The sequence below is a fragment of the Streptomyces sp. NPDC058579 genome (assembly GCF_042718575.1).
Classification (GTDB): domain Bacteria; phylum Actinomycetota; class Actinomycetes; order Streptomycetales; family Streptomycetaceae; genus Streptomyces.
The window spans coordinates 231784-244702 of sequence record NZ_JBHXPI010000004.1; the positions used below are offsets into that span (position 1 = coordinate 231784).

Sequence of the window (12919 nt, forward strand, 5' to 3'; positions counted from 1 at the left end):
ATCCTGTATCCGAGTCAAACGGAGGCGGAATGAAACTGTCGGGGGGCGTGGAGTGGGCGCTGCATTGCTGCGTGGTACTGACCGCGGCCAGCACACCAGTACCGGCGGCCCGCCTTGCCGCGCTGCACGACGTGTCGCCGAGCTATCTCGCCAAGCAGCTGCAGGCGCTGTCGCGCGCAGGCCTGGTGCGCTCGATCCAGGGCAAGACCGGCGGATACGTCCTCACCAAGAAGGCCACTGACATCACGCTCCTCGACGTGGTCCAGGCCGTCGACGGCGCGAGCCCGGCCTTCGAGTGCACCGAGCTCCGCCAACGAGGGCCCCTGGGAACACCGCCGGAACAGTGCACGAAGCAGTGCCCGATCGCACGGGCGATGGGAGCGGCCGACGCGGCATGGCGGGCTTCGCTCGCGGCAGTGACCATCGCCGACATCGCGTCAACGGTGGAGGAGGACAGCGGCCCCCAGGCCCTGCCCACGGTCGGGGCGTGGCTGAGCCGGGCGACCGACTGAGCAGGACTGCAAAGGTTTGCGGTCACTCGAAGTCGACGGCGGCGACCCAGCCCCCACCAGCCCCCAGGTCAGGCGCCCTTCGCCACCCGCTCCAGAATCGCCACGCACTCCACGTGATGCGTCATCGGAAAGAAGTAGTGACATACCCAGAGGACAAAACAGCAGGTCAGAGGGCCGCACCACTCCAGCGACGGGGCCCGTGCGTCAAACCAGCGTCACAACGGAGAACGGAATGGCGCGCGATGATCCCAGCACGAGGCTGTGCAAGCGCTGGCGAGCGCTTGCACAGCCGAATACAGCCGCCGCCAACTTGGTCCGCAAGAGCGCAGCGGCCACTCATGCGGTGCGCATCCTGCCGCCCCCGAGTCGGCCGATCAGCCCAGGTCCTGGCGAAGGCGGCGGAGATAAGTATCGATCTGCGCCAGCCCAGGCCAGTCGCCTCCCCGTAGGCGGGAGGTTTCCGACCGGAGCCGTTCTCCTATGTCCAGCGCCTGGTGGAGGCTTTCCGTCGCGGCGTACAGGCTCATCAGCCGTGCGAGAGCATCGAGGTGGCGGTTGACCGCGTCCTCGTCGCCCTCGTCGGGCGTGATCTCGCCGATTCGGTCAAAGGCTTGGATGGCGGCGGTCGCTTCGCCAAGTTCCATCCGGCATTGCCCGGCGTAGTACCAGCACAGCTGGCCTTGCTCGTCTTGGTCGCCATAGCGGTCGGTGTACTTGTGGGCGAGCGGCTCGAAGAGCGCGAGGGCCTCTCGGTGGCTTCCTGCCAGAAACCTCACCTGGGCGAGACTGAACTCCATGCCTTCTCGGAGCTCCAGGTCAGCGGCTCTTGCGATTGCCTCGGCCAGTGCGTCAGCTGCCTGCGTGAACTGGCCCTGCTGAGCCAGCCCCGCCGCCCGGTCGGAGACCGCGTCCGCCTCCTGCTCGGTCAGTGCAGCAGGGTCTGTCGCCGGCCCCTGCGACGCGCCTGCCACTGAGGGCGCCCACGGTGAGGGAACGACGACTGTGGGTGTGTACGAGGCGGAGACACTAGGGCTGGGCTCCCGGCCGCCGAAGGGTCGCAGGAACGGAAGACGGGGGTCGAGCATGCCCTCGTCGGTCGTAGCGGCGGTGCCGGTGGAGGCGTGGACGAAGGGCAGCAGGGTGTCGTAGACCGCCATCGCATCCATACGCTGCTCGGCTTCCTTGGTGAGCATCGCCAGCAGGAGCTTCTCGATGTCGGCCGGCACATCCGGGCGCAGGGTGCGGATGGGCGGAGGCGGGGTGTGGACGTGGTGCCACATGTGGGAGCGGCTGTCGTCGGGGGTAAACGGCGGCTTTCCGGTGAGGAGTTCGTGGAGCACGCAGGCGAGCGCGTACACGTCTGCGGCGGGGCCGACAGCGTTGGCCAGGCTCTGCTCCGGGGACATGTAGGGCGGGGTGCCTACGGTCATGCCGACCTGGGTGAGGCGGGGCAAGGTGCCGATTCCGCGCAGGGCGGCGACGCCGAAGTCGAGGACCTTGACCACGCCTCCGGGGGTGAGCATCAGGTTGGACGGTTTGATGTCGCGGTGAACGACGTCGTGGTGGTGCACTGTGTCAAGGACGGAGGCAATCTGGGCGCCGACGGCAGCGGCCCAGGAGACGGGGACCGTCTCGCTTTCGTAGTCGGTCTCGTCGATGAACGTCTGCAGTTCGCGTCCCTGCAGGAGCTGCATGACGACGAACAGCCGTCCGCTGGCCTCGTCGGTTCCGGTGTCGTAGACGGCCGGCACACCTAGTTGTTCGATGCCGGCGGTGATCTGGACCTCGCGCAGGAATCGGGCGCGGCGGGTCTGCAGGGTCTCCTCGAAGGCCGCGCCCTGCAACCCTGGCGGGACCGGGCTCTCGGCCAGCATCATCTTGACCGCGACCCGGCGGTCCAGGCGCTCGTCGTACGCCTGCCAGACCTCGCCCATTCCGCCCGCGCCGATGGGCGTGTGCAGCCGGTACCGGCCCGCGATCACGCGGGCCGGTACGCCGGCGTCGAAGCTCGGCGTGCCGCCCTGCATCATGCGAGGTCCCTCTCTGTGTGGTCGGAGCGTGACCACCCCGTTCGGCCTCTTGCCTGACATGCTGCAGAGCACAGGCTATGCGGTCGGCGGTTCCGCCTGACGGCTTCCGGACGACTTGAGCTCGGCGGCCCGCTGCTCCGTGGCGCGGCGCTCGGCCTCGCGGCGGACCGGGCGTCGGATGAGTTGGTACGCCTGCTGGGTCGCGACCTGCTTGAACAGGCGGTTGACGTCGGCGTCGTCGAAGTAGCGGACCATCAGGGCGTCGTTGGACGCCGCCTGGTCGATGACGATCCGGTCGAGGTCCTTCTCCAGTTCTCCGCCGAAGACTTCCTGGTCCTGGTGCAGGGCGATGGCCCGGAGTTCGGGGTCCTCGCTGACAGCAACAACGAGTTGACCGAGGAGGATCTGGTCGGTGGTGGACAGCCCGGTCCCGTACTCGTCGTTGACGGACTGGATCACCTCGGCCAGCGACATCTCCTCCGCCTCGGCTACCGCTCCGGCCGCCTCGGGTACCAGGCCAGGCAGTACCTGCGCACCCGCCGCCTCCAGGCGCAGCTCCGGGGTGCCTGTCTGAGCGATGCGCATGTGGCTCGGGGCGGCCGTCCCTATGTCGGCGCCGGCGCTGCGGGCGGGTGCGGGAAGGCGGCGCAGCAGGAAGCGGCCGTACTGGTAGAGCCGTTCCAGTTCGAGGTTCTCGAATCCGATGACGTGGGAGAGCCAGCCGTACGCCTTGGTGTAGGAGTCCAGGGCGCGGCGGAATTCGGCGGCGGTGTCTGGTTCGCTGGCGTTGAGGGCGTTGAAGCGGTCCAGGGCGGGCTGCAAGTAGCCGTAGAGGCGGGCGTGGGCCTTCATGATGGCGGTGTCGGTGGCCGAGCCGCCTTGGAAGGCCGCGAAGTACGCAGTAACGAAGGCATCCATCTCTGCTTCCACCAGGAGCTGGTAGGCCATCACCTCGCGCTCGCGGTCAAACAGGAGGTTGGGGTCGGTGGGCTCGCTGACCGACGCCTCGTAGTACTGCTGGAAAGCCTGCTCGATGTCCTCGGGCCGGTTGGCGAAGTCGAGGATGAACAGGTCCTCGGTGGTCTTGAGCCGGTGGGTGCGGTTGAGCCGGGAAAGCGTCTGCACCGCGGCCAGCTTCACCAGGACCTTGTCCACGTACATGGTGGTCAGCAGCGGCTGGTCGAAGCCAGTCTGGTACTTCTCGGCAACAACGAGGATGCGGTGCTCGGGCTTCGGCACGGAAGGCGGGTTCGGGTCGTCCGCGCGGGTGTAGCCGAACCGTGCTGGCAGTTCGCGTTCGGGGAAGCCGTTGAGCTTGGCCTCGGTGTACTCAATCCCATCGATGGTCAGGGCCCCGGAGAACGCGGCCAAGGTGCCGCAGTCAGTGAAGCCGCGCTGGTCGATGTAGGCCCGCATGGCCTGGTACAGCCGTACGGCGTGGTCACGGCCGGAGGTGACGACCATCGCCTTGGCCCGGCCGCCGAGTCGCGGGCTGGAGTGCGACCGGAAGTGGTCGACGACGATCTTCGCCCGGGAGGCCATCGACGCCTCCGACATCAGCGCGGCCCTCACCAGCCGCGAGCGGGCCTTGCGTGGGTCCACCTGCTGCTCCGCCTCATCGGCGGCGGCCTCCTGGAGCTTGAAGTACGTGGCGTAAGTGATGTAGTTGCCGAGAACGTCGAGGATGAAGCCCTCCTCGATGGCCTGCCGCATCGAGTAGACGTGGAACGGTCCCTTCTCCTGCTCCCCCGAGCCGGGATTCGCGTAAGGGGTGCCGAAGAGGTCGATCGTCTTCGCCTTGGGGGTGGCCGTGAACGCGAAGAAGGACAGGTTCGGCTGCTTGCCGCGCGCCAGGGCCGCGGCCGTCAGCGGGTCGCCGTCCTCGTCCACCGCGTCCGAGCCGAGACGTCCCAGGGCCTTCTTCAAGGCCGCCGCGCTCTCCCCGCCCTGCGAGGAGTGCGCCTCGTCGATGATCACCGCGTAGCGCTGGCCGCCCAGTCCGGCGACCTTGTCCAGGACGAAGGGGAACTTCTGCACCGTGGTGATCACGATCCGGGCCGTCGGCCCGGTCAGCGCGTCCGCGAGTTGCTGGGAGTTCTCGTCGATCCGCACGACCACACCGGCCTTGTGGTCGAACTGGTAGATGGTGTCCTGGAGCTGCTTGTCCAGTACCCGCCGGTCGGTGATGACGATGACCTTGTCGAAGACCAGCTTGTTCGCCCCCAAACCGGAGGCGAGCGCGGCAGGTGCGATCTGCCCAGGGTCGTGGGAGGTGTGCAGGCTGGACAGGTGGTGCGCGAGCCAGGCAATGGTGTTGGACTTGCCCGAGCCGGCGGAGTGCTGGATCAGGTAGTTCTCCCCTGCACCGTGGCGGGCCGCGTGCGCGATGAGCTTGCGCACCGCGTCCCACTGGTGGAAACGCGGGAAGATCAACGGCTGTGTGTGCGCGCTACCCGGCTTGTGCGACGGCGCCCGGCCGGCCTTCGCGGCGGCGTCCTCGACATGCAGGAACCGTTGCAGCAGCTCCAGCCAGTTGTCTCGGGCCCACACCTCGTCGAAGAGGTACGAGGTGGGGTACGTCCCATCCGTCGAGGCCGGGATGTTGCCCGCACCGCCCATCCGGCCAGGGCCACCGGATCCGGTGTTGAAGGGGAGAAAGCGGGTGGCGTCGCCGGCCAGGCGGGTCGTCAGAAATGCCAGCGTCGGATCGACCGCGAAGTGGACCAGGCTGCGCTTGGCGAAGAACAGTTCCTTCGGGTCGCGGTCGCGGCGGTACTGCCGCTTGGCGTCCTCGACGGTCTGACCGGTCAGCCCGTTCTTCAACTCCACCGAGGCGACGGGGAGTCCGTTGAGGAAGAGAGCCATGTCGAGGCTGTCGGCCGGGCGCGCGGCGGAGTAGTGGAACTGGCGCACGAAGGTGAGCCGGTTGGCGTTGTACTCGTCCAAGGCGTCGGCGGCGAGGGTGTGCGCGGGACGGAAGTACGCAAGCTGGATCTTCACGTTCCGGTCATTCACGCCCCGACGCAGTACGTCCAGCAGGCCGCGGGAGTCGATCTCCCGCGCCACCCGCTTGGCGAACCGACCGATGGCCTGCTCTTCGTCCTCGCCGTACGCGGCCTGGAGGGCCAACCACGCGTCGTTCTGCGACGCTCCGAGGAACGCGACCAGCTCGGAGGTGTCGATACCGAGCGTGGGGTTGTAGGTGTTCGACAGCCCGCGCTGCCAGCCGCTGCGCAGCAGTGCCGCTTCCACGGCGTTCTCAAATGCCTTCTCGGTGTATACGCGGGCGTCGTTCATCTGAATCCCCCTCAGAGGTCACGGTCGTGCGCGGGGCGGGCTGTGGCGACGTCGAGCTGGCCGGTGACGGCAGCAGTGATCAACGCTTGGCGTCTCTCCGAAAGCAGTGCAGAAGACGTCTCGATGGCAGCCCTGGTGGCTTCGATACGCCGCTCCTCAGCTGCGAGATCAGCCGCGATTTGCAGTTGCTGTCCAACAGGAACAGATGGGATGTGGATTTCCTTGATATCTTCGGACCTCAACTTGATGGTCTGCCCCGATTGCCCCCGCATCAGCAATGACATAAAGCCTCTCACCGGGCGGCTACGCAACATCAAGGCCACAAACTCAGGACTCCATTCAAGATCTGTACGAACACGATAGAGGAGGTCGCTCAGGAGTAGATTTCGCCCCTCTGTATGAGCCACTGTAGACACCCCAACATGTTCGGCCGACCCACTTCCGCGCGTCATGAGAAGGTCGCCATCAAGGATCCGGTAGCGGAAATCAGGGCGCAAGGTACTGGGGAGCCGCTTGTGCTCCATAGGACGAAAGACGCCCGAACTCACGGAGCTCGTCTTCAGCACTGCCCACTCGTCCGGCCCGGCGGGTGCATCTTCGCACTGCGGGCTCCACCCCTGCTCGACGGAGCGAACGACCCTCCGGAGACGGACAATTCCATGCTCCGTGATCAGGCTCTCCACTCTGGCAGCCAGGCGTGACACCCAAAGCTCTTTGAGGCTGTCGAGCTGACGCCTACGGGCGTCAAGGAGAGCGTCGATGTACCCAGTCTCAGCGTCGAGGAAGTCGGCGATGCGTCGCTGCTCGTCCACAGGAGGAAGCTTCACTGGAAGCACTCGCAGCAGGTCATTGTCGATTTCCACCTGCCCTGGGCGCACCCCACGCGACAGCGAGGCAAATTCCGTTGCATAGATTCCCGAACGAAGAAGCCAGTTAAGGAAGCGACCGTTCTCGTGATGGTTCGGGCGAAAGCAAATGTAGTGCCCGGAGACGATGCCACGGTATGGGGAGATGCCGACTGACCCCTGCCAAGCCTTCATCCGATTCACCACCAGCCATCCTGAGCCGATTAGCTGGTAAATGTTACGGTCAGGCGCAGCTTTGTTAAAGTTGTCGTCTCGACCTTCCCGCTTCACTACGCCGTGGTCGCGATATACGCTGAGCAGTTCCTCATGTGGATGCCCGATGTCTTTGATGCGGTCAAACATCGCCCACAGAGGAACTGTGCGCCAAGTCGAGGGCCAGGCAACTGGCGAGAGAATCGACTGATCAAATCGCGCCGGGTTCACCCTGTCACCGCTCCCAAAAGTGCCTGAATTTCTGCCTCCAACGACTTCAGTTCCGCGTTAATCTCCGTCAGAGGCCGCGGTGGCGTGTAGGTGTAGAACTGGCGCGTGAATGGGATTTCATACCCCAGCTTGAACCGCTCCATCTCTTTCGTCTTCGGGTTGCGGGTCTCCGCGATCCAGGCATCCGGGACATGAGGCAGCACCTCGCGGGCGAAGTACTCGTCAATGTCCTCGTCGAGCGGGACGTTCTCGTTGTCGCGCAGGTCGGGGTCGGGCTCGGGCTTGCCCTTAACAAGCTGGACCTCGCCTTCCGGATCGGTCACGCCCACCGCGTCGCGCAGGGCCTTCTGGAACGGCGCAACGGAGGGCCACAGGACGCCGCCGGCGACCATCGCCGTCCGCAGGGCGTCCCACGCCTCAGCCTTGGTGGCCCACTGCGATCCGAGCAGCGGCTTGAGCGCGGCCAACAACAGCTCGACCGCCGCCTCGCTCCCGACCGCCTTCTTCACGGCGGCCGACGCCCCGAGCTGATCAAGGCTGTCCTCGGTCAGCTCAAAGCGGAGCTTGAGCGGCCGGTCCACTGCGATGCGTTGGTAGCCGAACTTCCGGTTGGCGAAGAGCTTCACCCGTCCGTGGTCCGGATGGCTCTCGTCGCCAGCGATGCTCAGCGCGTCGCGGTAAATCGCGCCGATGCGTCCAATCTGCGCCCTGGTGATCTTCTTGCGCTTCTCGCCGAGACCCTTATGCATCTTCGACCACTGGTCGCGTGCGTCGAGCAGGATCACGCGGCCCTTGCGGTCGGCGGGCTTGCGGTTGGTGACGATCCAGAAGTACGTGGAGATACCCGTGTTGTAGAAGAGCTGGTCCGGGAGGGCGACAATCGCCTCCAGGTAGTCATGCTCGATGATCCACCGACGGATCTCCGACTCGCCCGACCCAGCGCCACCGGTGAACAGCGGGGAGCCGTTGAAGACGATGGCCAGGCGGGTGCCGCCGGCCTCGTCGCCCGCCTCGTCCTTCTTGAGCGGCTGCATCTTGCTCATCATGTGCTGCAGGAACAGCAGCGATCCGTCGTTGATCCGAGGCAGGCCGGCTCCGAAGCGGCCGTCGAATCCCCGGTCCTCGTGCTCCTGGCGTACGGCCTTCTCGACCTTCTTCCACTCCACACCGAAGGGCGGGTTGGCGAGCATGTAGTTGAAGGTCTCGCCGTCGTGGCCGTCCTGGCTGAAGGAGTTGCCGAAGCGGATGTTCTTGGCCGTGTGGCCCTTCAGAAGCATGTCGGAGCGGCAGATCGCGTACGACTCGGCGTTCAGCTCCTGTCCGAACAGGTTGACTCGCACGCGCGGGTTCAGCTTGCGGATGTGCTCTTCAGCTGCCGAGAGCATGCCGCCGGTGCCGCAAGCCGGGTCGAGGATCTTGACGACCTGGCCCTCTCCGTTCAGCCGGTCGTCGTCCGGGGCGAGCAGCAGCTCGACCATGAGCTCGATGACCTCGCGCGGGGTGAAGTGCTCACCGGCGGTCTCGTTGGAGGCATCGGCGAACTTGCGGATCAGCTCCTCGAAGACGTAACCCATGTCGTGGTTGTCCACGGCTTTGAAGCTCAGATCCAGGCCGGCGAACTTCCGCACCACCTGGTAGAGCAGATCGGCGTTGTCCAGGCGGTCGATCTGGAGGTGGAACTCGTAGCGGTTGATGATCTCAGTGGCCTCCGAGGAGAATCCCCGGATGTAGTCCTTGAGGTTCTTCGCCACGTTAGCTGCGTCGTTGCTGATCGTGTCGAAGGTCTGCTCGGACAGGTTGTAGAACTTGAGTTTGGACGCTGCCAGCAGCAGCCCGTCCTTGTTCTCCCCGGTGTAGGAGGCCGCCCGGTCCCACACGGCCTGACGGGTCGGGGCCATGACGCAGTCCAGTCGGCGCAACACCGTCAGCGGCAGGATGACCTTTCCGTACTCCGAGCGCTTGTAGTCACCGCGCAGGAGGTCGGCCACCGACCAGATGAAGTCGGCCAGTTCCTGGTTCTTGCTCAAAGTGTCCTGTCCTCTCGCCCCACTGCGGCGTCTCCGTCGGTCGTCGTGCTCTGGTGTTCGGCGTTGCCGCCGACACGGGTTGGCGGCGGATCGAGTGCGCCGCCGGTGAGGCCGTCGCGGGCGAGCCGCGCAGCCCGGTCGCCCATTTTGGCGAGTTCGGCAAGTTCGTGCTCGAACGCACCCAACGAGCGAAAGGCGTCGCCGTAGCGATGCTGTCGCTCAACGTCCATGCGGGGTAGGCGCGCCGCCTGCAGGTCCGCTCGGAACGTACCCGAGGAGGACGTGCTACGACGGACGTTCGCCGCGCTGCTGGCGAATCCACGCACGTAGTCGGGGTCCAACTGGTCGCTGACGGAGATGAGCTCGTCACCGTCCAGGCTGACCAGGCCGGCAGCCAGCAGGTCGCTCACCGCCACCGGGACGCCATCGTCCAGGGCGTCGGCCCGGCCACGCGGTGGCAGCTCGGGAAGCAGCGCCCGCAGGCGACTCAGGCGCGTGTCGAGATCCTCGCGCAGCTTGGCGTACTCCACCGCGTAGTCGGGTTCCGGCTCGCGTACGTAGCGGCTGGGCGTGAGGTCCACCTCGTTGTCCAGCAGATCGATCAGCGGCACCTCCGTCTCCTGATGCGGCTGAGGGTCCCACGGCCCGTCCGGGCTGTTGGTACTGAGGTCCACCATCCGAATAGTCCCCGCCGCCCGCCCGGGGATAGAGGGACGGGCCAGCAGCCACAGGTGTAGCGGTAGTGCGTGACTGGCAGCGAGGCCGGGCGGTAGAGCCACCACTGCGGTTACGCAGCCGCGGCGCAGCAACTCCGCACGGATTCTGCGACCGGAGCGGCGATGGGCGACCGACGCCGGCAGGACCACCACGGCCCGCCCGCCGGGTGCCGTGTGGTGGTAGCAATGCTGAAGCCAGGCGAGTTCGCTCTCCCCGCGCGAGGGCACACCCGCTTCCCAGCGCGGATCGATGAGAAGCTGTTCGCGGCCCCAGTCGGCCACGGCCGTCGGAGGCTCGCACACGACCAGGTCCGCGCGAAGATCGGGGAACGCGTCAGCCCGCAACGAGTCGCCTACCACCACCTGAAGCGGCGCCGCCGCCCCAGTGGCAGCCAAGGCCGCGCGCACCTGGGCTACGCGTGCCGCATCCGCCTGTGTGTCCTGCCCCAGCCTGCCTCGGACCGCACCGCCGCCCACCGCAACGAGGAGCGATCCTATGCCACACGCAGGGTCAAAGACGGTGCCTGAGGTCTCACCAGCGAATTCTCGGACCGCACGAGCCAGGCGCAATGTCGAGGCCCCATCCAACGCGGCGCGCGCGGTGGACTCCAGCAGACGGGCGACTAGAGCATCCATCACCTCGGTAGGCGTCCGGACCGCGACCAGCCGATCCACCGCCTCTCGGGCGGCCTGGTCAGCGAGGTCTTCCGCATCGCCCCGGAGATATTCCCCAAGAGCAGCCAGCGCCCCGGCCATTTCCTCACCATAGGCGCCGCGCAGCGCCTGCCAGAGCCGGACCTCCCCGCTGACCTCCGGCCCGCCGCGCTGCCCTTCCAGCCACTGCCGTACCTCGGCGAGCGAGAACAGGGGACTCGCCGAGGTGCCACCTACGGGTGTGGGGAAGTCCGAACGACGCCTGCGCCAGTTGGACACCGCGGCACGCGTCACGCCTGCCAACCGCGCGATCTCCGCAGCGGTCGCCGTGGCATCAGGAGCCTCGTTTCCTACGGTCATGGCGCGACCGTACACCGTTCACGCTCGAACTTTCAAGTTACATTCTGTTGACGGCGTTAACTAGCTCCTGTTCACTGGGTGTCACGCGCCAAGGACTCCGACACCGCGCACGGCACACGGCACACGGCACACGGCAGCCGGCACACGTAGGAGAACCGGGCGTGAGCACGAAGTCACGCGGATCGAGGAGAACGACCCCGTGGCACCGACCTCCGGCACCTCGACTCAAAGGAGCATGACGTGGCCTCTATGGAGAAGAGCAGCACCGGCACCCGTAAGTCCACACTTCACCGACTCACTGTTCCCAACGGTGGCGAGGTAGAACTTCGCACCCTTGTGCGCCCCCACTATCTCGACAGACCCGGATACCAAGTCCGCGAGTTCGCCTGGGAGGGCGTCACCGGCCTGCTGGTGAACGGGGGAATCCCCCGAGATCGCGCCGACTGGTGCCCAGCTGTCGAGCGGATCACCGGCCTGGAGGTCAACGAACGGAATCACTCCGCTGCGGGCCTGGTGCTCATGCGTACCGAGCGCGGCCTGTACGCCCTGAGTTACGGGGTCGGCCAGCACATGCTGGACCCGTACTACCGTGATGATGAGTTCGGCCTGGAGTTCGCCACCCGCTGCCTTGACGAGGACGGCATCATCAAGGTGCGCAACCAGATCATGGACGGGCGAGGGCGTGTCGACGAGTACTCCGTTGCCCGGGGGGAGCGTATCGACGGCTTCGGCCTCGACCGGTTCGGCGCAGTCGTCCGCCGTATCTGCGGAACGATCAGCGGCATCCCGTTGACCTCACTGCCCTCCGGCACCTCCAAGCACGTTCGGGTCGAGTGCTCAGAGTCGACCATCAAGCTGCCGCTGGCCACCACGCCGGAGGAATTCCTCAACGACCTGCGCGCGATAGAGGAGGTCTGCTCGCGCCCGGATCCGCTGCCCGAACTGGGCTTCGTCGATCGGCTCCGCACGCTGGACAACCGCAGCCGCAAGGCGGTAGATGCCCAGGCAGTCCTTGAGGGCATGCTCGCCGACCCGAGTCAACCGCGGCTCACGCTGGGAGTTCCGGATAGTTGCCAGGAGGGCTTCGGCTCCGCTCAGGCGTTCCGGATAAGCTCGGGGAGCCGCAGCATCGACGTCACCAACCTGGACCTTCCTGTCCTCCTCGAGTTCGTCTCGGACAAGACAGAGGGCGAGCGCCTCAAGGCGCTCGGCCAGGTACGGGTCGTCATGTTCAGCGACGACGACCTGAAGACGCCGGCCAGCGCCGCCACCACCGGCAAGGAATGGCTCATCGCGGACGTCCCCGTGGGAACGTCGCGGTACTTCTACGGCCACGGAAAGTGGTACGAGGTGGGAGCTGGCTTCCTCGAGACGTTGGAGGAAGAGCTCCGGGAGCTACTGGGCAAGCCATCCAGCGTCCAGCTGCCGGCCTGGCCGAAGGGAGTACCGAACGCCAAGGGGCGGGACTCTCACGATGAGGACTGGTACAACAAGCAGGCGGCAGGCCAGGAGGGCTATCTCCTGTTCGACAAGAAGAACATCGTCACCGACAAGTTCAACGGTGGCGGACTGGAGATCTGCGATGTCCTCGGCCCGGACAACCAGCTGATCTGCGTCAAGAAGGCCACCAGCAGCAACGGCACCGCGCCGCTGAACCACCTCTTCGCCCAGGCGGTCACTGCCGTCGAAACCCTGCGCAGCGACGAAGCCATCCGCAGCGCTTTCCTGAGGCAGGTTGCGGACCGTACTCCCGACCACCGCCTCCTGAGCGACTTCGGCACGCTGAAGGTCGTGCTCGCCATCCTCCTCAAGGACGGAAAGGAGATCACTGTCGATTCTCTCTTCGCTTTCGCCCAGGTCTCCCTCCTCCAGTCGGCACGTCGCTTGCGGGCGATGAACGCAGAGGTAGAGGTCGTCGCTATCCGACGCTGAACTGCTCCAGGCTGCTACTCCGACCTCAGACAACGAGGGCGGCCCGGAATTTACCCAGCAGAGATCGGCAGCAGCTCTGAGCGCTGCACGCGCAATTCCATC

The 12919-nt window shown here is 66.1% G+C and carries 7 protein-coding genes; 2 read left to right on the top strand and 5 right to left on the bottom strand.

The genetic code is table 11. From position 1 onward, the window contains the following. The first annotated feature begins 29 nt into the window (after positions 1-29). Positions 30-512 carry an RrF2 family transcriptional regulator gene (locus ACFWRO_RS08065; protein ID WP_384505948.1) on the top strand — a complete coding sequence of 161 codons (483 nt, stop codon included), beginning with the start codon at positions 30-32 and terminating at the stop codon, positions 510-512. A 374-nt stretch (positions 513-886) separates the two neighbouring features. Here the strand turns inward: ACFWRO_RS08065 and ACFWRO_RS08070 are convergent, their stop codons facing one another. From ACFWRO_RS08070 to ACFWRO_RS08090, 5 genes are all read right to left on the bottom strand, one after another. Next, positions 887-2542 (bottom strand): protein kinase, encoded by a 1656-nt coding sequence (locus ACFWRO_RS08070; RefSeq protein ID WP_384505951.1) that lies wholly within the window; start codon positions 2540-2542, stop codon positions 887-889. Positions 2543-2617: 75 nt separating this feature from the next. Next, on the bottom strand, positions 2618-5839 hold the full coding sequence (locus ACFWRO_RS08075) for a type I restriction endonuclease subunit R (protein ID WP_384505954.1): 3222 nt from the start codon (positions 5837-5839) through the stop codon (positions 2618-2620). 11 nt (positions 5840-5850) lie between these two features. Then, a complete protein-coding gene (locus ACFWRO_RS08080) occupies positions 5851-7047 on the bottom strand; it encodes a restriction endonuclease subunit S (protein WP_384505957.1) in 1197 nt (398 codons plus the stop codon). Between the two features lie 77 nt (positions 7048-7124). After that, entirely contained in the window at positions 7125-9155 is a 2031-nt protein-coding gene (locus tag ACFWRO_RS08085) for an N-6 DNA methylase (RefSeq protein WP_384505960.1), read from the bottom strand. Further along, positions 9152-10885 carry an N-6 DNA methylase gene (locus tag ACFWRO_RS08090; protein ID WP_384505963.1) on the bottom strand — a complete coding sequence of 578 codons (1734 nt, stop codon included), beginning with the start codon at positions 10883-10885 and terminating at the stop codon, positions 9152-9154. The genes ACFWRO_RS08085 and ACFWRO_RS08090 overlap by 4 nt, the downstream gene beginning before the upstream one ends. A 249-nt stretch (positions 10886-11134) precedes the next feature. Between ACFWRO_RS08090 and ACFWRO_RS08095 the strand changes: the two genes are divergently transcribed. Continuing rightward, positions 11135-12817 (top strand): DUF6119 family protein, encoded by a 1683-nt coding sequence (locus tag ACFWRO_RS08095; RefSeq protein ID WP_384506339.1) that lies wholly within the window; start codon positions 11135-11137, stop codon positions 12815-12817. The last annotated feature ends 102 nt before the right edge of the window (positions 12818-12919 follow it).